The 24,315-nt window shown below is 61.3% G+C and carries 23 protein-coding genes; 17 read left to right on the top strand and 6 right to left on the bottom strand.

Annotated features, from left to right (window positions below):
- Positions 1-132 precede the first annotated feature (132 nt).
- On the top strand, positions 133-2,109 hold the full coding sequence (locus H4I99_RS03110) for a LysM peptidoglycan-binding domain-containing protein (RefSeq protein ID WP_163904480.1): 1,977 nt from the start codon (positions 133-135) through the stop codon (positions 2,107-2,109).
- Positions 2,110-2,223: 114 nt separating this feature from the next.
- Positions 2,224-4,110: an ABCB family ABC transporter ATP-binding protein/permease gene (locus tag H4I99_RS03105; protein ID WP_163904478.1), complete on the top strand. Its 1,887-nt coding sequence runs from the start codon at positions 2,224-2,226 to the stop codon at positions 4,108-4,110.
- A 19-nt stretch (positions 4,111-4,129) separates the two neighbouring features.
- Here H4I99_RS03105 and H4I99_RS03100 read toward each other — a convergent pair whose 3' ends face one another.
- Positions 4,130-5,263 carry a sensor domain-containing diguanylate cyclase gene (locus H4I99_RS03100; RefSeq protein ID WP_163904476.1) on the bottom strand — a complete coding sequence of 378 codons (1,134 nt, stop codon included), beginning with the start codon at positions 5,261-5,263 and terminating at the stop codon, positions 4,130-4,132.
- 412 nt (positions 5,264-5,675) lie between these two features.
- Between H4I99_RS03100 and H4I99_RS03095 the strand changes: the two genes are divergently transcribed.
- The 3 genes from H4I99_RS03095 to H4I99_RS24655 all read left to right on the top strand — a co-directional run bounded on the left by H4I99_RS03095 (position 5,676) and on the right by H4I99_RS24655 (position 7,640).
- Positions 5,676-6,434: a phosphatidylserine decarboxylase gene (locus H4I99_RS03095; RefSeq protein ID WP_280513851.1), complete on the top strand. Its 759-nt coding sequence runs from the start codon at positions 5,676-5,678 to the stop codon at positions 6,432-6,434.
- A gap of 23 nt (positions 6,435-6,457) precedes the next feature.
- Positions 6,458-7,309, top strand: coding sequence for a CDP-diacylglycerol--serine O-phosphatidyltransferase (gene pssA, locus H4I99_RS03090; RefSeq protein WP_163904474.1), 852 nt, complete (start codon positions 6,458-6,460; stop codon positions 7,307-7,309).
- A gap of 196 nt (positions 7,310-7,505) precedes the next feature.
- Positions 7,506-7,640 (top strand): hypothetical protein, encoded by a 135-nt coding sequence (locus H4I99_RS24655; protein ID WP_280513849.1) that lies wholly within the window; start codon positions 7,506-7,508, stop codon positions 7,638-7,640.
- Positions 7,641-7,646: 6 nt separating this feature from the next.
- On the opposite strand, the gene H4I99_RS03085 is transcribed toward H4I99_RS24655, so the two are convergent.
- On the bottom strand, positions 7,647-8,411 hold the full coding sequence (locus H4I99_RS03085; protein WP_163906212.1) for an SOS response-associated peptidase: 765 nt from the start codon (positions 8,409-8,411) through the stop codon (positions 7,647-7,649).
- A 156-nt stretch (positions 8,412-8,567) separates the two neighbouring features.
- Here H4I99_RS03085 and H4I99_RS03080 point away from each other — a divergent pair, with 156 nt between their 5' ends.
- The 9 genes from H4I99_RS03080 to H4I99_RS03040 all read left to right on the top strand — a co-directional run bounded on the left by H4I99_RS03080 (position 8,568) and on the right by H4I99_RS03040 (position 14,711).
- Positions 8,568-8,996 carry an NUDIX hydrolase gene (locus H4I99_RS03080; RefSeq protein WP_163904472.1) on the top strand — a complete coding sequence of 143 codons (429 nt, stop codon included), beginning with the start codon at positions 8,568-8,570 and terminating at the stop codon, positions 8,994-8,996.
- Positions 8,996-9,493 carry a TIGR02301 family protein gene (locus H4I99_RS03075; protein ID WP_163906210.1) on the top strand — a complete coding sequence of 166 codons (498 nt, stop codon included), beginning with the start codon at positions 8,996-8,998 and terminating at the stop codon, positions 9,491-9,493. The genes H4I99_RS03080 and H4I99_RS03075 overlap by 1 nt, the downstream gene beginning before the upstream one ends.
- A gap of 92 nt (positions 9,494-9,585) precedes the next feature.
- Positions 9,586-9,843: a hypothetical protein gene (locus H4I99_RS03070; RefSeq protein ID WP_099057272.1), complete on the top strand. Its 258-nt coding sequence runs from the start codon at positions 9,586-9,588 to the stop codon at positions 9,841-9,843.
- A gap of 21 nt (positions 9,844-9,864) precedes the next feature.
- Positions 9,865-10,617 carry a hypothetical protein gene (locus tag H4I99_RS03065; protein WP_163904470.1) on the top strand — a complete coding sequence of 251 codons (753 nt, stop codon included), beginning with the start codon at positions 9,865-9,867 and terminating at the stop codon, positions 10,615-10,617.
- Between the two features lie 188 nt (positions 10,618-10,805).
- Positions 10,806-11,645 (top strand): CAF17-like 4Fe-4S cluster assembly/insertion protein YgfZ, encoded by an 840-nt coding sequence (ygfZ, locus tag H4I99_RS03060; RefSeq protein ID WP_163904469.1) that lies wholly within the window; start codon positions 10,806-10,808, stop codon positions 11,643-11,645.
- Between the two features lie 2 nt (positions 11,646-11,647).
- Positions 11,648-12,274: an HD domain-containing protein gene (locus H4I99_RS03055; RefSeq protein ID WP_163904467.1), complete on the top strand. Its 627-nt coding sequence runs from the start codon at positions 11,648-11,650 to the stop codon at positions 12,272-12,274.
- Complete coding sequence (locus H4I99_RS03050; protein ID WP_163904465.1) at positions 12,271-12,807, top strand: tyrosine phosphatase family protein; 537 nt, start codon at positions 12,271-12,273, stop codon at positions 12,805-12,807. The genes H4I99_RS03055 and H4I99_RS03050 overlap by 4 nt, the downstream gene beginning before the upstream one ends.
- Positions 12,804-13,793, top strand: a complete 990-nt coding sequence (locus tag H4I99_RS03045) for an NUDIX hydrolase (RefSeq protein ID WP_163904462.1) — start codon at positions 12,804-12,806, stop codon at positions 13,791-13,793. Before H4I99_RS03050 ends, H4I99_RS03045 begins: the two co-directional genes overlap by 4 nt.
- A 99-nt stretch (positions 13,794-13,892) precedes the next feature.
- Positions 13,893-14,711, top strand: coding sequence for a mechanosensitive ion channel family protein (locus tag H4I99_RS03040; protein WP_163904460.1), 819 nt, complete (start codon positions 13,893-13,895; stop codon positions 14,709-14,711).
- 68 nt (positions 14,712-14,779) lie between these two features.
- Here H4I99_RS03040 and H4I99_RS03035 read toward each other — a convergent pair whose 3' ends face one another.
- The 4 genes from H4I99_RS03035 to nadA form a co-directional block, all read right to left on the bottom strand.
- The gene (locus H4I99_RS03035; RefSeq protein WP_163906208.1) at positions 14,780-15,370 is read right to left on the bottom strand and encodes an EF-hand domain-containing protein; all 591 of its coding nucleotides are present in this window, start codon (positions 15,368-15,370) and stop codon (positions 14,780-14,782) included.
- A gap of 240 nt (positions 15,371-15,610) precedes the next feature.
- On the bottom strand, positions 15,611-16,516 hold the full coding sequence (gene nadC / locus H4I99_RS03030; RefSeq protein WP_163904458.1) for a carboxylating nicotinate-nucleotide diphosphorylase: 906 nt from the start codon (positions 16,514-16,516) through the stop codon (positions 15,611-15,613).
- Between the two features lie 17 nt (positions 16,517-16,533).
- On the bottom strand, positions 16,534-18,132 hold the full coding sequence (locus tag H4I99_RS03025) for an L-aspartate oxidase (protein WP_163904456.1): 1,599 nt from the start codon (positions 18,130-18,132) through the stop codon (positions 16,534-16,536).
- Positions 18,133-18,178: 46 nt separating this feature from the next.
- Positions 18,179-19,258 carry a quinolinate synthase NadA gene (gene nadA, locus H4I99_RS03020; protein WP_163904454.1) on the bottom strand — a complete coding sequence of 360 codons (1,080 nt, stop codon included), beginning with the start codon at positions 19,256-19,258 and terminating at the stop codon, positions 18,179-18,181.
- Positions 19,259-19,573: 315 nt separating this feature from the next.
- Between nadA and H4I99_RS03015 the strand changes: the two genes are divergently transcribed.
- From H4I99_RS03015 to H4I99_RS03005, 3 genes are all read left to right on the top strand, one after another.
- Positions 19,574-22,378 carry a DUF2339 domain-containing protein gene (locus H4I99_RS03015; RefSeq protein WP_163904452.1) on the top strand — a complete coding sequence of 935 codons (2,805 nt, stop codon included), beginning with the start codon at positions 19,574-19,576 and terminating at the stop codon, positions 22,376-22,378.
- Positions 22,379-22,554: 176 nt separating this feature from the next.
- Positions 22,555-23,577, top strand: coding sequence for an acyltransferase family protein (locus H4I99_RS03010; protein WP_163904450.1), 1,023 nt, complete (start codon positions 22,555-22,557; stop codon positions 23,575-23,577).
- 83 nt (positions 23,578-23,660) lie between these two features.
- Positions 23,661-24,314 carry an HD domain-containing protein gene (locus tag H4I99_RS03005; RefSeq protein WP_244624851.1) on the top strand — a complete coding sequence of 218 codons (654 nt, stop codon included), beginning with the start codon at positions 23,661-23,663 and terminating at the stop codon, positions 24,312-24,314.
- Position 24,315 lies beyond the last annotated feature (1 nt).

Raw genomic sequence — 24,315 nt, 5'->3', positions numbered from 1 at the left:
CATGAGGTCAACAAAATAGACTGAAAGCGGTGTGCGGAAACCCGGAATCCCTTGAGAACGCTTGTGAAAACGGACAGATAACGCTAGCAATTTCCTTGGGGTCATGGCGGTTTATCCGCCCGGAGAGAAAGAATGATGAAAAACCGCACCGGATGGGTCGCTTTGTTGGTGCTGGGCGTGGCGACTCTGCTGATGGTGTTCTTCGTGTTGCCGCGGATTTCCGAGACCGGCAAGGAAGCCGAGAAGCCGACGACGACAGCCGCCGACACAACCAAGGATACGGCAGCGAAGGCGGAAACGACGCTTGCCGAAGCCGGCAAGGCCGCAGCCGAGAAGATGGATCGCCTGAAGGCAGATGCGACGACCGCCGTACAAGGCCTATCGGCCCTGTTTGCCGACGGCAAGACACCGGCGATCGAGGCATTCACCTCGGCGAAGACGGCCGCTCGAAGTGCACTTTCGGCGCTGTCGGCGCTTGAAATCCCGCAATTGCCCGACACAACCGCAATCGATACGCTGAAGAGTGCTCGCGACAATGCCGCCAAGGCTCTGGCGCTCCTTGAAGCGCTGCCGCAGGATCCGTCCGCAGCCGGCACCCTTTTGGGACCGATCGAGCACGCCCTCAAGGGCACGATGGCTCCGGCCGCACCGGCAACGGAGGCACCTGCAGCAGCCACTCCGGCGGCACCTGCCGACCAAAGCGCCTCGATGCTGCCACGCTTCGACGTTCTGCGCGTCGAGCCCGATGGCTCGACGGTGATTGCCGGCAGTGCAGAGCCCGGCGCCAAGCTCGACATCGTCAGCGGCGACAAGACTGTTACCTCGGTGCAGGTCGAACCGAACGGCGATTTCGTGGCCGTGCTGGACCAGCCGCTTCCGCCCGGCGATCACGTGCTGGCGCTACGCGTCACCGGCAAGGACGGAAAGACCGCCACTTCAGAAGAGATGGCCACGGTCTCCGTCCCCAACTCGGCTGACGGCAAGCTGCTTGCCATGGTCACCAAACCCGGCGAAGCAAGCCGCATGATTACCCTGCCGGAAACGGTGAATTCCGAGACCAAGCAAAGCCGGGTTGCAGCGGAAACTGCTGTGGCAGAGCCCAACGATGCCGCGACACCGACTGCCCCGGCCGTAAAGGCTGAAATCCAGGTCAGCGCCGTTGAGATCGAAGGCAAGCGCATCTTCGTGGCCGGTGAAGCGCCCGCAGCAAGCACCGTGCGTGCGATGGCGGACGAAACGCGGATAGGAGAAACCAAGACCGACGCAACCGGCCATTTCGTGGTCGAGGGCACCATCGACCTGCCGGTCGGCAGCCATATCATTACCGTCGAACTGCTGGATGAGAACGGCAACGTCAAGGTGAAGGCCTCCGTACCGTTCGACCGCCCGGCCGGCGATCAGGTCTCCGTCGTCGCTCAGGCCTCCGGCGAAGCAGGCGCCCTTGTTCCACTGGAACAGGTCTCCTTCGAAAAGCAGCGCGATGCGCTCTCCAAGGCTTTCGCTATCCTCAAGGGTCTCTACGCCGACGGCAAGACACCCGCTATCGAGGAACTGGCCGCCGCCCGTTCCGCCACGGAAATCGGCCTCCAGTCTATTGCGGACTTTCGTCTGCCGTCTTCAACGGGTCAGGCGTTGATCGATTTCATCTCGCAAGCGACAAGCGGCGCAAAGACAGCGCTTTCTACGCTGCGTGCGGTTCCGGCTGGCGACGTCCAGGCGATGGGCGCCGCCGTGCCCAAGCTTGCCAGCCTGATTGACGCGATCCTGGCCCCTGCAGCGCCCGCGCCTGCCGTTGCCGTTCAGGAGCAGAGCCCTTCAAGGCAGGGCACGACGGAAACTGCGACCGCCGAACCGAAGACGATCACACAGGCTCCGCTGCAGGAAAGCCGCAACAGCGTCATCATCCGGCGCGGAGATACGCTGTGGCAGATTTCGCGCCGCGTCTATGGTCAGGGCGTCCGTTACACCACGATCTATCTGGCGAACGCCAAGCAGATCGCCAATCCGGACAAGATCGAACCGGGCCAGATTTTTTCCGTGCCGGACGAGGCATTACCGAATGCGGAAGAACTGCATCGCAAGAGACTGCATGGCGAAAAGCTGAACTGACGATCAAAAAACGCCCATTGCAATAGCTGGGGCTAGACCCTATTTGCCGAGGGGCGGCGGGCCGAACAGGTCTGCCGCCTTTTATGATTTTGCGCAAGAACAGGGCCGGTATTCATGGCTGACAGAAAGAAGACGGTTTCTGCCGACAGCAGCAACCCGATGGAGACGCTGGTCAATCTGTGGCCCTACATGTGGCCCGCCGACCGGCGCGATCTCAAAATGCGGGTCGTCTGGGCAACCGTTTTCCTGATCGTCTCCAAATTCGTATTGATCCTCGTCCCCTATTTCTTCAAGTGGGCAACGGATGCGCTTAACGGCAAGCTCGACATGGTCGGGCTGCTTCCCGCCTTCCTGCTTGGCGCGGTGGTGCTCGTCATCGCATATAACGTCGTCCGCATTGCCCAGGTCGGCCTCAACCAGCTGCGTGACGCGCTATTTGCCAGCGTAGGGCAGTATGCGGTGCGCCAGCTCGCCTACAAGACCTTCGTTCACATGCACCGTCTTTCCCTGCGTTTCCATCTGGAGCGCAAGACCGGCGGCCTTTCGCGCATCATCGAGCGCGGCACCAAGGGCATCGAAACGATCGTACGCTTCACCATTCTCAATTCCGTTCCGACGCTCATCGAATTCCTGCTGACGGCAGTGATCTTCTGGTGGGGCTACGGCTTCTCGTATCTGGCAGTGACGGCCATTACCGTCTGGGCCTATATCTGGTTCACAATCAAGGCCAGCGACTGGCGCATCAACATTCGTCGCGCGATGAACGACAGCGATACCGACGCCAACACCAAGGCAATCGACTCGCTCCTGAACTTCGAGACCGTCAAGTATTTCGGCAACGAGGAGATGGAGGCCAAACGATTCGACGGGTCGATGGCGCGTTATGAAAAAGCCGCGACCGAAGTCTGGACCTCGCTCGGCTGGCTCAACTTCGGCCAGGGTGTGATCTTCGGCCTCGGCACGGCCGTCATGATGGTTATGTCTGCACTCGCGGTGCAGCGCGGCGAGCAGACCATCGGCGATTTCGTCTTCATCAACGCGATGCTGATGCAGCTTTCGATTCCGCTCAACTTCATCGGCTTTGTTTACCGCGAGATCCGGCAGGGTCTCACCGACATCGAACAGATGTTCGACCTCCTCGAAGTTCAAGCGGAAGTGAACGACAAGCCCGGCGCACCGGCGCTTGCAATTGCTCAGGGCAGCATCGCGTTCAAGGATGTCCACTTCGCCTACGACCCGCAGCGTCCGATCCTCAAGGGCATTTCCTTCGAGGTGCCGGCCGGCAAAACGGTTGCCGTGGTCGGTCCCTCCGGCGCGGGCAAGTCTACCATCTCGCGTCTGCTCTATCGTTTCTACGATATTCAGCAGGGTTCGATCACCATCGACGGCCAGGATGTGCGTGACGTCACCCAGCAGAGCCTGCGCAAGGTGATCGGCATGGTTCCGCAGGATACCGTGCTGTTCAACGATAGCATCGCCTATAACATTCGCTACGGACGACCCAGCGCGACCGATGCGGAAATCGTACAGGCTGCGGATGTCGCGCAAATCAGCCATTTCATCAGCGATCTGCCGGATGGCTTCCAGACAATGGTCGGCGAGCGCGGACTGAAGCTTTCCGGCGGAGAGAAGCAGCGCGTGGCGATTGCCCGCACGGTGCTGAAGGCGCCCCCGATCCTGATTCTCGATGAGGCGACCTCGGCACTCGACACCACCACCGAGCACGAGATTCAGGCGGCCCTCGACATCGTTTCAAGAAACCGCACGACGCTGGTCATCGCGCATCGCCTCTCGACGGTAGTCGGAGCGGACGAGATCATCGTCCTGAAGGGCGGAGAGATCGCCGAACGCGGAACGCATTCCGCACTTCTGGAAAAGAACGGGCTCTACGCCTCGATGTGGAACCGCCAGCGCGAAGCGACACAGGCGGAAGAACATCTCAGGCAGGTACGCGAGAGCGACGAATTCGGCGTGGTGGTGCGCAAGGCGCCGGCAAACTGATGGCTGCCAATACGGCGCGTCAGAGGGCTAAGCGGAGGCAGTTTCTGCCCTCGCGCTTGGCGAGATAAAGGGCGGAATCGGCACGTTTCAGCGCGTCATCGAGACTTTCAGACTTCGGATCGAACTGGGCTAGACCGACGCTGACAGTTCCGGCGACCGCCGACAGTCCATCGACCCGACAGAAACGCTCGACCTCGCGGCGCATTTCGTCTGCTATCGTCGCAGCAGCCTTGAGAGATACTCCCGGAAACAGCGCATAGAACTCCTCGCCGCCGGCGCGGGCAACGATATTGTCCTCACCGCTGGTCGCTTCCAGCACTTGCGAAACCGTGCAAAGCACGTTGTCCCCCTCAGAATGACCGAGACGGTCGTTGATAAGTTTGAACTGGTCGACGTCGATGACGGCCACAGAGACCGGCCTTGGCCCATTCCGCGCCCATTCGCTGACATCTTCGGCAAGCTGGAAGAACTTGCGACGATTATAGGCATTGGTCAGGGGATCGCGCTCGGCGGCGTCGATCAGCTGCATCTCCAGGCGCTTGCGATCGGTAATGTCGAGGATCGCTCCGGCGATGCCGTAAACGCCCTGATTCCTGCTCTTGATGACCGCCTTCTGGAATTCGACAAATCGCATGTCGCCGTTGGAATGGCAGACCTTGCTTTCGTAGACCTGCGCCCCGCCGCTATCGAACAGCGCGTCGTCGGCAGCCTGGTAACGCCTCGCGATCTCCGGAGGAGCGATATCATAGACGGATGCCCCGAGAATCGTCTCGAGCGGTCGCCCCAGATATTCAGCGAAGGCGCCATTGCAACCGACATATATGCCTTCCACATTCTTGAAAAAGATCGGCGTCGGCAGATGATCGATGCAAGCTTGAAGATAGTCGCGTTCAAGGGTGACTTGGCCCACCTCGTCTTCAACCCGCCGCACCCGCTCAAGCCCTTTGCGGGCGCGAGACAGACAGCGGGCAACCTCGGCCTCGTCGATATCCGTCAATACATCGTCCGCACCCAGATCGAGAGCGCGCTCGAACCAGTCAGGGCCAAGCTTCTCCTCAACGACAGCGACAAGGTAGGCACTTTCACCGAGGGTGCGGCGCAGATCCCGGATACCGACACCTAGGCTTTCCCGGGCAAGGGGGAAGAATACCACGGCGGGACCAGCAATCCTTCCTGGCTCCTGCCTTGCGATCACACCGGCCTTAAGCAAGGCAGTCGGAACAGAACGCTCGGGGCCAGCGATCCAGAGCAAATCGCTGCGCTCGCTATGCCATTGTTTATCGTCGTCAGAAGTCTTTCCAGCCCTACGCACTCGTTCGTCCAGTTTATTGCGCGGGAAAGAAGGCTCCGCACTTCACGGCCTGCAATGCATACCCACCATTTTTAGCGGGTAATCGTTGACGGAAGGTGCACGAATCTTCAATTTTGCGGCGGCGCAGCATGGAATATCCGGCACTTCTCACGTAGGGGACCGAATGTCGCGTAAACAGCCTTTGAAGGCCGCAAGCATTGCCCCGGAAGCGCTTTCGGGTTAGTCAGCAGCCACCAATTAGAAGTTCCTACCCTTGCTTCAAGCGCGTGGGTATGGACTTCAAGACCCGAAACAGCAACGACGCGAGGTAATCATGGATCTGTTCGATAGCATTCGTAAGTCCATCGTGCCGGTGCACAAGGAAGGCTATCCCTTCGTTGCCGCATTCTTCGTGGCATCCCTCATTCTTGGCTGGATCTTCGAACCGCTCTTTTGGATCGGTTTTGTTCTGACGCTCTGGTGCGCCTACTTCTTCCGAGATCCCGAACGCGTCACCCCGCAGGACGACGATCTGGTCATCAGCCCGGCCGACGGCCGCGTATCGGCCATCCAGATGGTCGCACCGCCGGAAGAGCTTGGCCTCGGCAGCGATCCGATGCTGCGCATCTCGATCTTTATGAATGTGTTCAACTGCCATGTGAATCGTGCTCCGGTGCGTGGCCGCGTCATCAACGTCGCCTATCGCGAAGGCAGCTTCCTCAACGCCGAACTCGACAAGGCCAGCCAGGAAAACGAGCGTAACGGCATCGTGATCGAAAGCACCCATGGTGAAATCGGCGTTGTGCAGATCGCCGGCCTCGTCGCACGCCGCATCGTCTGCTGGACCCATACCAACGAACCGCTGGATGCCGGCGAACGTTTCGGCCTGATCCGTTTCGGTTCGCGCCTCGACGTGTTCCTTCCGGCAGGTGCCGAGCCGCGCGTTTCCCTTGGCCAGACGGCCATTGCGGGGGAAACCGTGATTGCCGAATTCGGCTCCTCCAAAGGTCCGGTCGTCAGCCGTCGAAGCTGAGCGCGTCGCGGGAGCAAGGCAAAATGCAGACAGCACAGCAGCAGCCCGAAGGCACAGCCAAGGATGACGGTTCGCGGGGCCCAAGGCTTCGGGAGATCCCGTTACGGCTGGTCGTTCCTAACCTGATCACCGTGTTGGCCATCTGCGCCGGCCTGACCGGCATTCGGCTCGCCTTCGAAAACCGTTACGAACTGGCGGTGATGATGGTGCTGGCTGCGGCATTCCTCGACGGGATCGACGGGCGGATCGCCCGCATGATGAAGGCGACGTCCAAGTTCGGCGCCCAGATGGATTCGCTGGCCGATATCGTCAACTTCGGCGTTGCCCCTGCGCTTGTGCTCTATGCCTTCATCCTAGATCAGGCCCGCTCGCTCGGCTGGATCGCTGCCCTGCTCTATGCGATTGCCGCCGGCCTGAGGCTCGCCCGCTTCAATGTCATGGCGGATCGCGAGACCAAGGCTCCCTGGCAATCGGAATATTTCGTCGGCGTGCCGGCACCTGCAGGGGCCATGCTGGTGCTGCTGCCGGTGTATCTCGGATTTCTTGGCGTGCCGCCGACGGCACCTGTCGCCTATGCGGGATCGCTTTATACGGTCCTGATCGGTTATCTGCTGGTCAGCCGCCTGCCGGTCTGGTCCGGCAAGTCGGAAACGAGCCGCATCCGTCGCGATCTCGTGTTGCCGATGATTCTCGGTGTCGTTCTTTATGTCGCCCTGCTCATGAGCTTCACCTTCGAAGTTCTGTCGTTCACCGTGCTCGCCTATCTCCTCTCGCTGCCCTTCGGCGCACGCACCTGGCGTCGTCGCTACGGCACGCTGACCATCGGAGAAGAGGGACACGAGAACGGGTTGACCGAGATCGACCGCGGTCTCTGAGCCGCTCTGGCCTCCTGTCTTCATCTCTTTCGGGGTGCCCCTACGCTTTCGCCGCACCGCTTGATCGCGGATTATGGTCGATATTGACTAAATTTGATTTGCGTCATGGAAAGCGTCACGTTTTTGTCATGATCTGCTCAGACAGAGCGAAAAATAAAAAGACGACGACGCCAGGAAACACCCACAGGAGCATGACATGCAGAAGAAGAATTCCGCCGAGGGGAAGCCGGCAAGCAATAATCTTGCCTCCCATTACAGGCCTCTCGGATTGAAGGCTGTATTGGCAGCCGCGCTGATGTTGAAGCGCAAGCCTGCCAAGCAGATCGCCTGAACAAGCTCAGAATAGACTGAGCTGACCGCCATCCGTCTTACCGACCGGCGCTTTCGCCGGCGGAAGGCTATTGCCAACCGGTTCCTGGATCTCAGGACCGGTGTTGGCAACCTTGTTGACGAGGTTGGAGACAGGCACGGCCTCGAAGAAATCCTCCTCCGCCGGCACCATGAGATCCGCGACGTCGCGTGGTTCGCCCGATTTGCAATCGAGCCAGCGGGTATAATCCTCCGGCTTGATGACGACCGGCATCCGGTCGTGAATACGACCGATCGTGCGATTGGCTGATACCGTCAGGATAGCGCCGGTATCCACCTCCGAACCATCGGCGGAAGACCAGGTTTCCATCAATCCCGCGAAAGCGACGATCCGGCCATGCCGCGGACGGATCCAATAGGCCTGCGACGCCTCACCGCTTTCTTTATCGGGACGGTGCCATTCGTAGAAACCCGAAGCAGGCACAAGCACGCGGCGATGGCGCATCGCGGCGCGAAACGAGGCCTTGCCGATGGCGGTTTCCGACCGGGCATTGATGAGCAGAGGAAAGTCGCGCGGATCTTTGACCCACCCCGGCAGAAAACCCCACCGCACAAGAACGGCCTGGCGCTCCGGCAGGTTACTGCCCGGTTCGCGCCTGTCGCTGGAGACGACGACCAGGATCGGCTGAGTCGGCGCAATGTTGTAGCGGGCCGGAAAGCCCTCAAGCTCCACGAGCCCGAAAGTCTCCCGCACCTCATCCGGCGTTACCGTTAGTGAAAAGCGTCCGCACATGGATGGATCCATGCCAGCCGGCATCCGGGCGGTCAAGCAGAGGCCAACGCGGCTGAGCAGCAATTCCCTTGCGGTTGCGAGCGAATAACCCGATATTCGCCCCAAAACACCGCGTCGACGAATCCGGATCGCCAGCGGCCCATTTTCAGAGACCTCATGCAGACATACAGCCAACCCCGCCTCGCCTCATCCGCCATCGTCGAACGTGACGGCCGCTTTCTGCTGGTCAAACGGATGAACCCGCCGGCGGCTGATCTCTACGCCTTTCCAGGTGGCAGAGCCGAACCGGGCGAGACGCCGGCAGAGACGGCCATTCGCGAACTTCTCGAAGAAACCGGCATTCTGGGCAGCAATCCCAGGCTTTTCGAGGAGGTTGAGCTCCTGCCGGAAGAAGGCGTGGCCGGTAGCCACTTCCTTCTATCCGTCTTCCGTCTCGATGCCGACACGGAGACGGTGGTGCGCGCCGACAGCGACGCCGCGGAGGCCGGATGGTTCCTGCCGGAAGAGATCTATGCCTTGCCCGTTCCGCCAAGTGTCCGTGCCTGCGTGGAAAGACTTGCGAAAGCACCGGAGACGCACGCATGATGAAGGCCCGCCTTGCTTGCGCAGACAGTTTCGACCTGCATTTTCAGCGCGAGCGCGGTCGACTCCGCTTCAAGGCTCTCGTCTGCGGGCTGCTGACTGCCGCCGCCATCGGCTGTGCGGCCTTGCCAACAAGGGCACAGGACAAGGCTGCGAAGAATGCGCCAGTCGAGACGGTTGCACCGGAAGAAAAACCGGCGCCTTACGACGATCGTCTTGCCCGGCTCTCCGAGATAATGGGCGCGGTTCATTACCTGCGCAATCTCTGTGTCGCCGGTGGCGAACCGGAATGGCGCGATGCCATCCAAAAACTTATCGATTCGGAGACGGCGAACGAACCGAAGCGCAAGGCGCGAATGATCGCGGCCTACAACCGAGGTTACCGCTCTTTTGCCTCGGTTTACACCACCTGCACCCCGGCAGCGGCGACCGCGGAAGAGAATTACCGTAACGAAGGCGCAACACTCGCTGTTGAAATTGCCTCCCGCTTCGGAAATTAACGATAAATTAACCTGTTTTGCCTTGCAGCCGTGTCGTTTCGGCAAAAGGCTGCTAAAGTTGTTAACAGCTGAGTAAGGACTAGAGTAAGCCCATGGAACCGCGCCGCAACGAAATCGACGACATGATCGTACACGAGAAGATGCAGGCTGCGCTGGAATATCAGAACGAGGCCTGGGCCGACGGCATGGCCGACGGCATCGAACCGGAGATCATCGCGGATGCCGCCTTTGCGCTGGCCATGCGCGAGACTATCCGCATCCATGGCGAGGATGGCGCCGAGGCAATTCTCGAAGCCTTGCGGACCCGCATGCTGGCCGGCGAATTTTCTCCCGAGCGGCGCGTACAGTAACAGAATACCAAAGGACGGACGATGCACATCGGACGTAGATTCAGGCGTAACGGCCTTGCGGCCATGATTGCCGTGTCGACAGCTTTCTCGGCAGCGACATTGTGGGAAAATGCAGCCTTTGCACTTTCCGACATCAAGCAGCTGCCGGCCCCGCATAGCGAAGAGCAGCCCGAAGAAAACCAGACCTCGCCGGAAGAGACGCCGGAAACGGAAGCTCCCGCCGACGAAGCGCTGCCGGGCATACCCTCCCCCGATCCGCTGATCAACAAGCCGCAGCAGGACAAGGCTGCCGAGGCGGAAGAGCCGCCGCCGGAAGTCATCTACGACATCAGCAAGGCGCCGGAAGCCGTGCGTCATCTGCGCGAACAGCTGATCGAAGCTGCCGCATCCGGCGACATCGAGCGGCTTCGCCCCTTCCTCAATCCCGGCCCCGACCAGACGGAGATCCTGATGGATGCCGAGGAGGCTGATCCGGTCACGACGCTGAAGGGCCTTTCCGGTGATGACGACGGGATCGAAATCCTGGCGATCCTCATTGACGTGCTCTCTACCGGCTTTGTCCATGTCGATATCGGCACGCCGGAAGAGGCCTATGTCTGGCCCTACTTTGCCGAGAAGTCGCTGACATCGCTGACGCCGCCTGAAAAGGTTGAGCTGCTCCGAATCGTCACTGCTGGCGACTATGCTGACATGCAGGAGCAGGGAAACTACAACTTCTTCCGCGTCGGCATTTCCCCCGATGGAAAGTGGAAGTTCTTCACCGCCGGCGACTGAGAAATTTGGGCAAAGACGGAAGCTTTTTTCGTCAGACCACAGAAGCAGAGCCACGCTCTGCGTCTCACTTGCGGCTCCCCATGCGCCATTCCCGTGGATCGTTTCGATTGGGACCAATCGAAACGATTCCCTTTTGCAGCCCGATGCTCTACAGCATCGGGTAACGAGCAACCGGGATTGGGACGACGATGCCAGCCGCCTTCTTGCAAGACCGCTCCCTCATCCGCGTCAGCGGAGCGGACGCCGAGCACTTCCTTCAGAACCTCATCACCACTGATATCGAAGCCATGCCGATCGGTGAAGCAAGGCCGGGCGCCCTGCTGACGCCGCAGGGCAAGATCCTCTTCGATTTCCTGATCTGGCGCGAAGACAGCTCCTTCGTTCTGGAGACGGCCTCTTCCCAGCAGGAAGGCCTGATAAAGCGTCTTTCCATGTACAAGCTCAGGGCTGCGGTCGTGATCGCGGCAGAAGCGCAAGCGGGCGTAACCGTTTCATGGGGTGAGGATATCGCCAGCGAAGGCGTTTCCGACTTCCGCTTTGCCCGCGCCGAGGTGGCACTGAAGCGTCAGCCGGGCGAGCACGGCGCACACAATACGGCCGGTTACGATGCGCTGCGGGTTCTCTCCGGCGTTGTGGAATCAGGCCGTGATTACGCCCTTCAGGAAGCCTTCCCGCATGACATCCTGCTCGATCTTTCGGGTGGCGTCTCCTTCAAGAAGGGCTGTTATGTCGGACAGGAAGTGGTGTCGCGCATGCAGCATCGTGGCACCGCCCGCCGCCGCGTGGTGATCGTCACGGCGGAAGAAAGCCTGCCACCGACGGGAACGGAACTCACCGCGCAGGGCAAACCGATCGGCGCACTCGGCACCGTAACGGGCAATCGCGGCCTCGCCATCGTGCGCATCGACCGCGCCGGCGAAGCAATGAGCGCCGATGCCGCCATCTCTGCAGCCGACGTTCCCGTTGCGCTTGCATTGCCCGTCTGGAGTGGCCTCAGTTTTCCGACAAGCGCCTCGGAGGAGGCCTGAGAATGGCAGTCGGCGACAATTCGGGCCGCGCCTGGCAGCGCATGCTGTCCGGTCGCCGGCTCGATCTTCTCGACCCGTCGCCGCTGGATGTGGAGATCACGGATATCGCCCATGGGCTGGCGCGCGTCGCCCGCTGGAACGGCCAGACCTCCGGCGACCATGCCTTTTCCGTCGCCCAGCACAGCCTGATCGTCGAGGATGTCTTCAGCCGCTGTAACCCCAGAGCGACGGCGGACGAGCAATTGATGGCTTTGCTGCATGACGCGCCGGAATATGTGATCGGTGACATGATTTCTCCGTTCAAGGCGGTGGTCGGCGGCGGTTACGAGACCGTGGAAAAAAGGCTGGAGGCGGCTATCCACCTGCGCTTCGCGCTTTCCCCGCACCCCTCGGCGGACTTGAAGAGCCAGATCAAAAAAGCCGACCGTGTCTCCGCCTATTTCGAGGCGACGGAACTCGCTGGCTTTTCCCAAAGCGAGGCAAAGAAGTTCTTCGGCCAGCCGCGTGGTATCAGCCGCGACAGCCTGTCGATGGAACCGCTTCCGGCATTCAGGGCACAAGCGCTGTTCCTTCGGCGTTTCGAGGAGATCGAATCTGCTCGCAGGCCCGGCGCGAAGGTGGCCCCATGAGCTATATCGTCGTTGCGCCGCTCTCCCGTATTGCCGAGATGGCCGTCCGTCACAAATCGCGTGAAATGGTCAGCCTGATTGCCGAGGGGCAGGATTTTCATCGCCCGGCGGTGATTGCCGCCGAACGGCATTTGAAGCTCAAGATGAACGACATCAGCTTTGCGGGCACCGGCAATCTGATCGCGCCGCAGGAAGCCCATGTACGGGAAATCATCGATTTCGCCCTTTCGTGGGACCGCGCCGCACCTCTGCTCATCCATTGCTGGATGGGTGTATCCCGCTCACCGGCCGCAGCCCTGATCGCAAGCCTCGCCGTTTCGCCCGATGAAGCAGACGATATCCTGGCAAAGCGGCTGCGCGCGGCCTCTCCGTATGCCACACCGAATACCCGACTGATCGAGATCGGCGACGCTCTCCTTGGACGCGGCGGCGCGCTGGTTCGCGCAGTCAAGGCGATCGGACGCGGTGCGGATGCCGATGGCAATGCGCCGTTCACCCTTGCCTTGCCGGAACAGGCGGACAGGGTGCCATGACCGAAAAACCGATCAACGAACGACCCGCGGCAATCGAGATCGGCCTTAACGCGGCCATCGTTGCGGTGGCGGACCGCAGTCCTCGCCTGCTCGTCGTTAGTGATCCCGCAAGCCCGCTGGAGGCCCTGCCCTTCGGTCCCTTCGACCCATCGCGCCACCGCACGATGGAAGTGTCGCTGCGCACCACCGTCACCGCCCAGACGGCGCTGCATATGGGCTATATCGAACAGCTCTACACCTTCGGCGATCAGGGGCGGCACAAGATGCCGGGCGACAGCGGCATGCATGTCGTATCTGTCGGTTATCTGGCTCTGACCCGCATGGATCCCGCCCGCCACGACAGCCTGCATGCCGCCGGCGTTCACTGGCGGGACTGGTACGGCTACCTACCGTGGGAAGACTGGCGTCGCGGACGCCCTGCCATCCTCGATCAGGTGATCTTGCCTGCCCTTTCCGTGTGGGCCGAGGAAGCGCCGGTGGAAGACAGCGACACCATGCGTCCTTCCCGCAAATCCCGCCTGAAGCTCGCCTTTGGCCTCGATGATTTCCCGTTCGACGAGGAGCGGGTTCTGGAGCGCTACGAACTGCTTTACGAGGCAGGACTGATCGAGGAGGCGGTTCTGGACGAACGAGTCGCATCCCGTCGTGTTGCCGTTCCTCTCGGTACGCCGATGCGTTTCGATCATCGCCGGATTGCGGCGACGGCGCTCGCGAGGCTGCGCAGCAAGATCAAGTACCGGCCGGTGGTGTTCGAACTCATGCCGCCGGAATTTACCCTGACGGACCTGCAGGCAACCGTCGAGGCGATCTCCGGGCGGCACCTGCACAAGCAGAATTTCCGTCGTCTGGTCGAGGGCGCCGAACTGGTCGAGCCGACGGGCGGAACGCAGGCAGCCACGGGTGGCCGTCCCGCGGCCCTTTTCCGTTTCCGCCGGCAGATCCTCGAGGAGCGTCCGGCTCCGGGGCTGAAGGTCGGTGGCCGCTGAGTCAATCTGCCAGCCGCCATGACACTGACAAAAGCTTGACCTGATAATCCTGCGCTCCATGTAGCCCCTTTGAATAGGCAAAAAGGAGCGACCCGGGCGATGGAACAACAGGCTTCGGAGGTCATTCTCGCAACGCAAGCGGCCCTCAGTCAGGCGAGCCAGCTGGCGGTGCAATATTCATTCTCCATTGTTGGAGCCCTGCTTCTCCTGATCCTCGGCTGGACGCTTGCATCGGCACTCAGCGGCTGGGCTCTTACCGGATTGCGGCATGTGCGCGGCATCGACGAGACGCTTGCAAGCTTCTTCGCGAACGTCCTGCGTTATGCCCTGCTGTTGCTGGTGTTCGTGACGGTGCTCGGCCAGTTCGGAGTGCAGACGGCATCGATCATCGCTGCGATCGGTGCTGCGGGGCTCGCCATCGGCCTGGCCTTGCAGGGCACGCTGCAGAACATCGCCGCGGGCATCATGCTTCTGGTACTCAGGCCGTTTCGTGTCGGGGAATATATCGAGACCAGCACTCTTTCCGGGGTGGTTCTGGAGATCGGCCTCTTCGCCACGGAACTGAAAACGCCCGATGGGCTTTACCGGCTTGCGCCGAACTCGACCCTCTGGAACGTGCCGATCACCAATTTCAGCAGGATGCCGACCCGGCGTTTCGAGTTGAAGATCGGCATAGGCTATGACGACGATGTAGAGCTTGCCGAAAAGATCATGCGCGGCCACGCAGAAGGCGACAGACGCGTCCTGTCCACTCCAAAGGTGGAGACCTTCGTCAGCGAACTCAACGATACGTCCGTCGTGGTCGGAATGCGGTACTGGACGCAGGCGCCGGACTTCTGGCCGGTCTCACGCGAAATCATAAGGCAGGTCAGGCAATCACTCAAGGATAATGGCCTGAAATCTGGCCCCAACAGCTGACCTGCCACGTCGCTCGGCCCGTATCGACGAGCTGGAGCACGGTGTTACTAAACCAGTTTACCCAACGTTCAGACGGTGGCCCGCACGGTCGTTTCCGTATCGTCGATATCGCCCGCAGCATTGGCCTGATAGGCAGCGATGACTGACTGCATCTCCGCGAGAACATCCAGCAGGCTGACAGTGTCGCCATCCTCGTCTTCCGCAGCGGACGAGACGCCTACCGTCCGATTGGCTTCCATTGCCGTGACGAACTGGCTCTCGCTCAGTGATCCGGTCCCCTCGGGGTCGAGTTCGGCGAAGAGCGCAGCGGCGTCCTCCTCGCTCATGTCGCCGGGGCGAGCCGCGACGTATTCGGCCTGCGTCACGGAGCCATCGCCATCGGCATCGATTGCTGCAAAGAGTTCCTTCGGGGAGGGCTTTTCTGCGAAACCGCCGTCCTCCGATCCCGCCAGCAGCATCGCCATCACGCCTCCGGTCACCTGGGACGACACCCCGGTTGCGGCATTTTCATTTTCCACTGTGGGATCCTGCGTGCGCTTGCTCTCGGAAGCGGCTGCGACCTCATCGGCGCTCACCACGCCATCGCCATTGGTATCGAGATAACCAAGTGAAGTAGAATATGCGCTTGCCCCGCTAACGGGCAAAGAAATACTGGTCATACAAACCTCCACAATATTACTGGAAAATGTCTGTATCCACAGCACACAATACAAAACCGCAGGATGATTACGGGGTAGGAGATTCGTTTCAGAAGGTCAAAAACCAATAATTATCTACAACAAGTAGCTTGCGAACTTTCGTAGGAACTTCAACGCATTGAAAGCTCTTCAAGATTTCGCAGCTGCTAACAGGTTTTCCCAAGACGAGTGACGACGATCGTCACGAAAAATTATCAATTATCAGAGGATTTCCACATCCAGACCGATATCAAGCGTCGGTGCGGCCATGGTTATCTTCGAGGTGGAGATGAAATCGACCCCTGTTTCGGCGATTGCGCGGATGGTCTGAAGATTGACGTTGCCGGATGCTTCCAGAATCACGCGCCCCGGAGCGGCCGCATAATCAGCCGGCGAAAAGCCGCCATGGGTGCGGTTGATTTCCACGGCTTCGCGCAACAGATCGGGACCCATGTTGTCGAGCAATATGGCGTCCGGCCGTGCGGTAAGCGCTTCCTTCATCTGATCGAGATTATCGACCTCCACCTCAATCCGGACGAGATGGCCGGCATAGGCTCGAGCCGCCAGGATCGCCTGAGCGACACCGCCTGCAACTGCGATGTGGTTGTCCTTGATGAGGATGGCATCATCCAGGCCGAAACGGTGGTTGGAACCGCCGCCGAGCCGGACAGCGTATTTTTCCACGGCGCGCAGACCCGGCAGCGTCTTGCGGGTGCAGGTGACGCGCACGGAGGTATGTGCAATCTCGTCGGCAAAGCGCGCGGTGTAGGATGCGACACCGGAAAGATGCATCAGGAAATTCAGCGCCACGCGCTCCGCCGAAAGAATGGAGCGAGCTGCCCCCTCGACACGGATCAACGGCGTGCCCGCTGTCGCCCGGTCACCATCGGCCACCAGTGCATGGAAAACAACGGAGGGATCCACGAGGCGGAAGGCCGTGCGGGCAAGCTCCATACCGGCGATGACACCATCCTCACGGCTGTTGAGGGCGGCCTTGGCAGTCTTCTCCGGGCCGATGGTCGCGTAGGTGGTGATGTCGCCTGCGCGTCCGAGATCCTCCAGCAGCGCTGTCTTGACGATATCCTCCGCCATCAGCGGCGAGAGGACGGGGCGAAAGGGTTGGGTCATGGCAATATCCTCAGGGCTCAGCCGGCGAGTTCGGCAGCGATACGGTCGGCATCCTTCAGCGTTATGAAGGTCCGGTGGCGGAAGTCCTCGCGCGGCTCTGGGCAATCCGAACGGTAATGCCCGCCCCGGCTCTCCTCGCGCAGATAGGCCGCGGTGGCGATCAGCTTTGCGGTTGTCGCCATGTTGGCAAAGCGGACGCGGGTTCGCCCCCGCTCCTCTTCCAGCGCAACGATTTCGCGGATGAGCGTCTTCAGCCCCTCGCCCGTGCGGATAACGCCGGCATTGGCGGACATCAGCCGCCGCAGCTTCATGAGCTGCGGGCTGTCTTCCAGCGTCACCAGATCGTCGCTTTCGCCAGCGCTCTTCGGCCATTCATAGAGCCGCGGCTCCGGCATCATGCCCTTGATGTTCTCGGCGATCCGCGCTGCGAAGACCACGGCTTCCAGCAGTGAATTCGAGGCGAGTCGATTGGCGCCGTGAACGCCGGTTGACGTCACTTCGCCGGCGGCCCAAAGGCCGTCGATGCTGGTTCGGCCATCGGCATCCACCAGAACGCCGCCCATGTGATAATGCACCGCGGGTGCGACCGGGATGGGCTGCGTCGCGGGATCGATGCCCGCCTCCATGCAGGACGCGTAGACGGTCGGGAAAAGCTCCGGGAAATGCGCGCCGACCGCCTTCGTGCAATCGAGGAAAGCGCCGCGGCCTGCCTGAACCTCGGCAAAGACGCCGCGCGCCACGACATCGCGAGGGGCAAGTTCAGCGTCGGGATGCAGATCGGTCATGAATCGGTGACCGGCTCGATTGACCAGCGTTGCGCCGTCGCCGCGCAGCGCCTCGGTCGCGAGCGGGGCCGGATCGCGGCCGATGTCGATCGCGGTCGGGTGGAACTGCACGAATTCGGGGTCGGCAATCACGGCACCGATCCGTGCCGCCATACCGACGCCCGCGCCGCGCGCTTCCGTCGGATTGGTGGTGACCTGATAGAGATGGCCGACGCCACCGGAGCACAACACCACGGCACGTGCGGGAAAGGCGACGCGGGTCTTGGACTGGCCGGCATCCGGGCGGGCGATGACACCGGAGACAAAGCGGCCCTCAGAGATCAGCTCCTCGACTACATAACCTTCCATCACACGGATCGACGGCGTCCTGCGCACGGTGGCGATAAGAGCCTCCATGATCGCCTTGCCGGCGCGATCCCCCTTCACCCGCACGATGCGGCGCTCGGAATGGGCGGCCTCTCGCGACAGCAGGAGCTGGCCTTCAAGGTCTCTGTCGAAGGGAACGCCATAGGCGAGAAGATCGCGAATGCGGTCCGGCCCTTCCGAAATCATCAGGCGGGCCATCTTCTCATCGACCGTTCCGGCACCTGCAACGACCGTATCGGCCAGATGCTTGTCGAACGTATCGCCCTCGCTCATGGCCGCGGCAATGCCGCCTTGCGCCCAGGCGGACGAGGCGCCAAAGCCGATCGGGGCGGCGGCCAGAACCGTCACTGGACGTGGCGCGAGCTTCAGCGCGCAGAACAGGCCGGCAAGTCCGCCGCCGATGATGACGATATCGTCTATGCCCTGCCAGGATTGCGGGCGGATGGATTCGGTATTGCTGGGCATGCGGCACATTTCTCCGGCCTGCGCCGGCCTTACTGTCTCGTGGGACCTACTGCTTCAAGTTCACCATGCGCTCGACCGCGAGACGCGCACGGTCCGCGATTGCCGGATCGACGAGCACCTCTTCCGTCATGAACAGAAGGCTGTCGAGGATCTTGGGCAGAGTGATCCGCTTCATGTGCGGACAGAGATTGCAGGGTTTGACGAAATTGACGTCCGGCACCTCAGCCTGAATGTTGGAGGCCATGGAGCATTCAGTGACCAGCAACACGCGCCCCGGCCGCTTCGTCTTCACGTAGTCGATCATGCCCGACGTCGAGCCGGCATAGTCGGATACGGCCAGCACACTCGGATGGCATTCCGGATGGGCGACGATCTCGATGGAGGGATCGGCGGCCTTGTATTCCAGAAGCTCCTCGGCGGTGAAGCGCTCATGTACCTCGCAATGTCCCTTCCAGGTGAGGATCTTCTTGTTCGTCTTCTTGGCAACGTTCATCGCCAGATATTCATCGGGGATGCAAAGCACCGTGTCCGACTCGAGGCTGTCGACTACCGCCACGGCGTTGGACGAGGTGCAGCAGATATCGGTTTCAGCCTTCACATCCGCAGAGGTGTTGACGTAGGTCACAACCGGCACGCCGGGATAGCGTTCCTTCAGGGCGCGGACATCAGCGCCGGTGATCGATTCCGACAGCGAGCATCCGGCAAGACCGTCGGGGATCAGCACCGTTTTCTGCGGATTGAGCAGCTTGGAGGTCTCGGCCATGAAGTGCACGCCGCACTGAACGATGATCTCCGCATCGACGCGAGTGGCATCGCGCGCCAGCTGCAAGGAGTCACCGGTGATGTCGGCCACGCAATGGAAGATCTCGGGCGTCTGGTAGTTATGCGCCAGAATGACCGCGCCGCGCTCCTTCTTGAGCCGGTTGATGGCGTGGATGTAAGGCGCAAAAACCGGCCATTCGATTGCCGGGATGAAATCCTTCACACGCTCGTAGAGATGCGCCGTCTCCTTTGCGAGAGCCGTGGTGTAGGTGAGATCAGGCCGCTCCAGCACGCCGAAGCGCTCCGCCGCCGTCTGCAAGGAAAGCGCCTTGCCCGCGTTTCCGGGTTGCGTGACATGCTGCATTTCGACCTCCCCGCCGCATCAACGGCATTATGCTCATTTTGAGCATAAATATTCCCAAAGAAAACCGGCGATTGCCGGTGGTGTTGATTTAGAAAGTTTTGTGACGGATTGCAAGCGTATCCACAGGCGAGACGGAACTCATTCTTCATCTTCTGGCTCAGCGGAAATACCGCTGAAGGCGCTTATAATCAGGGAAAAGCAAAAGCTTGCATTCACAACTTGATATCCTGATTCCGGTGAAGTGATGCCTCCCTCTTTCGTCACGGACGAAAAACGCTAGTCTCCTTGGTCCGGATAGAGGCGCGGGGAGGTCCCATGTTCGAAGTCGTGCTGCTGATTCTGCTGGTGGTCCTGTTTGCGGTGGGCCGCGGAACAGGCAATCGGATCGACAGGCTGGAAAAGGAAGTGGCAAAGCTTTCCGAACAGCTCCAGATGCTTCGGCAATCTCCCGATGCTGTGCCAGCCTCTTCCATCCAATCTGCGACAGGCGAGGATGCGGCAGCAATCCCGACACCGGGAGAAGCGGCGGGATCACAGCAGCCGGAGGAAGCGACGCCCGCCCTGGCGGCCATGGATGCGCCGCAAGTCGTCGCCGATGGTGATGCCGTTGCGGCTGCAGAAATAGCAGACATGGAAACCCTTACCCCGGCAGCGCCCGCCCCTGCTCCGGCCAAGGAAAGCCTTGAGAGCTATCTCGGCGCACGCTGGGCGGTATGGACCGGCGGTCTGGCACTGGCGCTCGGCGGTCTTTTTCTGGTGCGCTATTCCATCGAAAGCGGTCTGCTCGGCCCCGGCGTGCGCCTGATCCTTGCGAGCCTCTTCGGCCTTGCCCTGATCGGCGCCGGCGAAGCGATCCGCCGCAAGGCGTTGCCGGGCATTGCGGCGCTTTACTCCAACGCGATGATCCCGGGCATCCTGACCGCCGCCGGGTCGCTTTCCCTGTTCGGGGCGATCTACGCCGCCCACGGCGTATACGGCTTCATCGGCGCGACAGCGGCCTTCACACTTCTCGCACTCGTTGCCTTCGCGACCCTCGGCCTCTCGCTCATGCACGGGCAGGCTCTCGCCGGCCTCGGACTTGCCGGCTCGATGATCACGCCGCTTCTCGTCTCCAGCACATCGCCCAGTCCGTGGACGCTGTTCGGATTCCTCACCCTGTCGCTCGTCGCGACATCCGCCGCCTCTCGGCTTCGTAGCTGGCGCATCGTGCCGGCGCTTGCCAATCTCGGGCTCGGCGGCTGGGCCTTTGTCTATGTGGCCGCGGCTTCCCCCACTGAGCTGACGCCGGTTACGCTTGCGCTGCTCGCCATGCTCGCGGCCTCCGCCTTCATCTGGCCGGCCAAGGCATTCGAGAGCGTCCCGCAGGGGGAGCAGCCTTCGCCCGGCGCGTTTCTGCGGGTTCTCACCCGACCGCCGCTTAGCATGGCCAAGACGCTTTCCTTCGCCACTGTCCTGCCCGCTCTCGCCATGCTCATCGCCGCTGTCGGCAGCGATATCAACCCCTTCTATGTCATGGCGGCGCTTACCGCTGCACTTGCCGGCGTCGGCGCAGGCAGACATTCGATGGTCTGGCCAGCGCTCTTCGCCGCAATCGGCGCAATCCTCGGTACGGCATTGCAGGTCCAGATTGCCGAAAGCCTGCTCGCCATGCTCGGCAACTCCATGGACGATGCCGTTGCCATTCCCGGGATTGCGTTCAACGTCATGCCGATCTCACTTGGCCTCGGCGCTTTCTTCGTTTTCGCCGGCCTGTTTTTCCTGCAGCGAAAAGGAGGCGGCGATCCGCTGCTTGCGACGATATGGGCCGGCATCATGGCAACGGCTCCGCTTGCCATCGCCGCCATCAGCTATTTCGGCTATGGCGACTACGGCAGGGACTGGGCGCATGGCCTCTATGGCATCGCCCTTGCGGCAGCGCTTCTGGTCTCTGCGGAGATGCAGGTTCGTGGCGGGCGGCGCGACAGCCTGACACTCGCCATCGATCTGCTTGTCGCCGGCTCCTTCCTCGCCCTTGCCTTCGGGCTGAAGGCGCTGACCTCTGGCCTGACACTGACACTGCTTCTTGCCGCAGCCGGCTTCGCCTATGTGCTGGCGACACGCCTGCGCGACTGGCGCGCCCTGCCATGGATGATGGTTGCGGCATCGTTTGGCGTTCTCGCCCGCATCGCATGGGAACCGACCATCGTCGGGCCGCTGTCGCTCGGCAAGACGCCCGTCTTCAACGCCCTGCTGCCGGGCTATGGCATCCCGGCCCTGCTCGCCATCCTCTCCGCCTATCTGTTGCGGAACTGGCCGGGCGTCAGGGTGCGCAATGCCCTGCAGGCGCTGGCCAGCCTGATGGGCCTCCTGACCGTCGCTATCCTCGTACGCCACGCGATGAATGGCGGCGTGCTGACCGAGAGCGTACCGACGCTTGGCGAGCAATCCATCTACACGCTGCTGCTGACCGGCCTTTCCGGCGTGTTGATGACGCTGGACCTCAAATCACCAAGCCCGGTTTTCCGCTACGGCTCGATGATCGCCGGCTGCATCGCGGCACTGAACGTGCTCTTCCTGCATCTCGGCGTGCTCAACCCCTACTTCAGCGGAGAGAGCACCGGCTCGTGGCCATTCTTCAACCTGCTGCTGATCGGCTATCTGCTGCCGGCCGCCGCCTATGCCGGGCTTGCCTATTACGCCCGCGACAAGCGCCCGCAGCCCTATGTCATCATGCTTGCGGTGACAGGCTCCGTTCTCGCCTTCGCATGGGCGACGCTATCCGTCCGCCGCTTCTGGCAGGGCGAATTCATCTCCGACTGGAAGGGCTTCCTGCAGGGCGAGACCTACAGCTATTCGGTGGTCTGGCTTGCGATCGGCGTCGGCCTTCTGGCCCTTGGTTCCCGCTTCGAGGCGAAGAGCATCAGGCTCGCCTCGGCGGCGCTGGTGCTGATTTCCGTCGCCAAGGCCTTCCTCATCGACATGAGCCACCTCGAAGGGGTGCTGAGGGCGCTTTCCTTCATCGGCCTCGGCTTCGTGCTGATCGGCATCGGGTTGTTCTACCAGAAGATCCTGAGCAACAGCCGGAAGACGGAACAGGCAGGTAACGAGGTGACGCCGGGTTCCGGTCCGGACCCGGCCTGACGACGAAACACCCGCCAAGGAACATTTCCGCCGGGCAGCCGATGGTTGCCCGGGCTTAACCATGCGCACCGGTTTTCAGGCTGTTTCCGGGCGGTTTCGTTGACAAAGCACGCATGCGCGCGCCCTAGTCTGGCACCAAGGAAACAGAAAAAGCCCCATACTGGGACGGAAAACCGATGCAGCAACCGCAGCATATCCGCAGCCTCGACGGCCTTAGAGGCATTGCCTCCTTCGCCGTCGTCCTTTCCCATATCATCCTCCTTTTCCCCGGGGAGACATGGGCCGGAGCACTGGTGTTCGGCAATGAAGCGGTGGCGCTGTTCTTCTGCCTGTCCGGCTTCCTGATGGCCTATCTCTATGGCGGCAAGACCCTCAGCCGCCGCTCGGCGACCGACTATCTGGTTCACCGCTTCACGCGCATCTATCCCGTCTATTTCGTCGCGGTGATTTCGGTGGCGCTGCTTTCGATGGTTCCGGGGCTTGATTATCCGCAGCCGCTCGCAGGTTCCGTCGAGATCATCCGCCACATAGTCCTTCTCGGCTCGACCGGCGTCTTCTGGTCAATCCCGCCGGAGATCCAGTTCTACGTCTTCTTCCTCGTGCTCTGGTTCTGGTTCGAAAAGCCCAGGGACCGCCTTCCGCTCGGCGTCGCCATCGCCATCGGCTTCATTATGCTTGCCTATCTCGGCTTTCCGGGACCGGGCATCCTGCTGCCATCGAAGATCTCCTATTTCCTGTTCGGAGCGCTCGCCGGCCGGCTCTTCGCGCTGACGGGGCGTCTCAACGGCGGGCATGCAGTCGGCTTCCTGACGCTTGCGGCGCTTGCCTTCTTCCTCGCGAGCCGGGCGATATTCCACACGGAAGAGAGCTTCTGGGGCGTGACCTCGGCGTTGGCCGCCGCCGTCATCGTCTTCCTCACCGCCACCGAATCCGGCGTTCTTGCACCGCTGCTCGGCTCGGCGCCGCTTCGGCACATCGGCAAGATCAGCTTCTCGCTCTATCTTTTCCATATGCCCGTGATGTTCCTGGCTTCGAAGTTACTGCCGGAAAGCCTGCCGGTCGGGCTGACGATCGCGCTCTGCATCGTCGCGGCGATGGTCTTTGCCGATATCAGCTACCGCGTCGTCGAGGCACCGTCGCGCACAGTGCTGATAGGAGCATGGAAAAGACGCACGCTTTCCACACCCCTGCCGGCCTGACGCCCCCCTCTTCTTGCAATCTTTCTCAAGGCCATTACTAAGGGCCGCCTGATCGACAGCTGTCAGGACAGGAGGAATGCAAGATGGATCGCAGCGGAATGAGCGCCGCATTTTCACCGGAAGAAAAGCTTGCGGAAGCCCTCCTTCCCCACGCGACCGAGGGAAATGACGGCTCGCACGATATCGTCCATATCCTGCGCGTCTTCCGCAATGCCATGCGTATCCACGCCATCGAGGGCGGCGACCGGGAGATCCTCGCCGCCGCCGTGCTGCTGCATGATTGCGTTTCGGTGGAAAAGAACTCCGCGCTTCGCGCCCAGGCCTCGAAACTTGCGGCCGACAAGGCGTCGGATATCCTTCGGGACCTCGTCTGGCCGCAGGAGCGGATCGAGGCCGTGGCCCACGCCATCCTCACGCATAGCTTTTCCGCCAACATCGCCCCAGAGACTCTTGAAGCGAAAATCCTGCAGGACGCCGACCGGCTCGACGCCATCGGCATGGTGGGCGCGGCGCGTTGCTTTTATACGGCAGGCCGCATGGGCTCCGCGCTCTACGATCCCGTCGATCCCTTTGCCGAAAAACGCCCTCTTGACGACAGGGCCTTCGCCATTGACCATTTCGCTGCAAAACTGTTCAAGCTCTCTGACAATTTCCAGACAGCAGCCGGAAGCGTCATCGCCCGAGAAAGGCATGCGCGTCTGGAGCAGGTTCTCGAACTCTTGACCGACGAAATCTGAG

This window comes from Paenirhizobium daejeonense (genome assembly GCF_014280875.1).
GTDB classification, from domain to species: Bacteria; Pseudomonadota; Alphaproteobacteria; order Rhizobiales; family Rhizobiaceae; genus Allorhizobium; species Allorhizobium daejeonense.
The sequence above is the reverse complement of the archived record's forward strand: the minus strand, read 5'-3'. Positions and strand labels throughout refer to the sequence as shown.

Bases quoted from the DNA above. Each gene is read 5' to 3' on its own strand.
- nadC (WP_163904458.1), bottom strand. From the start codon at position 16,516: ATGACCCAACCCTTTCGCCCCGTCCTCTCGCCGCTGATGGCGGAGGAT.
- H4I99_RS03070 (WP_099057272.1), top strand. From the start codon at position 9,586: ATGGAACCGCGCCGCAACGAAATCGACGACATGATCGTACACGAGAAG.
- H4I99_RS03045 (WP_163904462.1), top strand. From the start codon at position 12,804: ATGACCGAAAAACCGATCAACGAACGACCCGCGGCAATCGAGATCGGC.
- H4I99_RS03005 (WP_244624851.1), top strand. From the start codon at position 23,661: ATGGATCGCAGCGGAATGAGCGCCGCATTTTCACCGGAAGAAAAGCTT.
- H4I99_RS03110 (WP_163904480.1), top strand. From the start codon at position 133: ATGATGAAAAACCGCACCGGATGGGTCGCTTTGTTGGTGCTGGGCGTG.
- H4I99_RS03035 (WP_163906208.1), bottom strand. From the start codon at position 15,370: ATGACCAGTATTTCTTTGCCCGTTAGCGGGGCAAGCGCATATTCTACT.
- H4I99_RS03055 (WP_163904467.1), top strand. From the start codon at position 11,648: ATGGCAGTCGGCGACAATTCGGGCCGCGCCTGGCAGCGCATGCTGTCC.
- H4I99_RS03065 (WP_163904470.1), top strand. From the start codon at position 9,865: ATGCACATCGGACGTAGATTCAGGCGTAACGGCCTTGCGGCCATGATT.
- H4I99_RS03075 (WP_163906210.1), top strand. From the start codon at position 8,996: ATGAAGGCCCGCCTTGCTTGCGCAGACAGTTTCGACCTGCATTTTCAG.
- H4I99_RS03050 (WP_163904465.1), top strand. From the start codon at position 12,271: ATGAGCTATATCGTCGTTGCGCCGCTCTCCCGTATTGCCGAGATGGCC.
- H4I99_RS03040 (WP_163904460.1), top strand. From the start codon at position 13,893: ATGGAACAACAGGCTTCGGAGGTCATTCTCGCAACGCAAGCGGCCCTC.
- H4I99_RS03010 (WP_163904450.1), top strand. From the start codon at position 22,555: ATGCAGCAACCGCAGCATATCCGCAGCCTCGACGGCCTTAGAGGCATT.
- H4I99_RS03105 (WP_163904478.1), top strand. From the start codon at position 2,224: ATGGCTGACAGAAAGAAGACGGTTTCTGCCGACAGCAGCAACCCGATG.
- H4I99_RS03025 (WP_163904456.1), bottom strand. From the start codon at position 18,132: ATGCCCAGCAATACCGAATCCATCCGCCCGCAATCCTGGCAGGGCATA.
- H4I99_RS03085 (WP_163906212.1), bottom strand. From the start codon at position 8,411: ATGTGCGGACGCTTTTCACTAACGGTAACGCCGGATGAGGTGCGGGAG.
- ygfZ (WP_163904469.1), top strand. From the start codon at position 10,806: ATGCCAGCCGCCTTCTTGCAAGACCGCTCCCTCATCCGCGTCAGCGGA.
- H4I99_RS03015 (WP_163904452.1), top strand. From the start codon at position 19,574: ATGTTCGAAGTCGTGCTGCTGATTCTGCTGGTGGTCCTGTTTGCGGTG.
- H4I99_RS24655 (WP_280513849.1), top strand. From the start codon at position 7,506: ATGCAGAAGAAGAATTCCGCCGAGGGGAAGCCGGCAAGCAATAATCTT.
- pssA (WP_163904474.1), top strand. From the start codon at position 6,458: ATGCAGACAGCACAGCAGCAGCCCGAAGGCACAGCCAAGGATGACGGT.
- H4I99_RS03080 (WP_163904472.1), top strand. From the start codon at position 8,568: ATGCAGACATACAGCCAACCCCGCCTCGCCTCATCCGCCATCGTCGAA.
- nadA (WP_163904454.1), bottom strand. From the start codon at position 19,258: ATGCAGCATGTCACGCAACCCGGAAACGCGGGCAAGGCGCTTTCCTTG.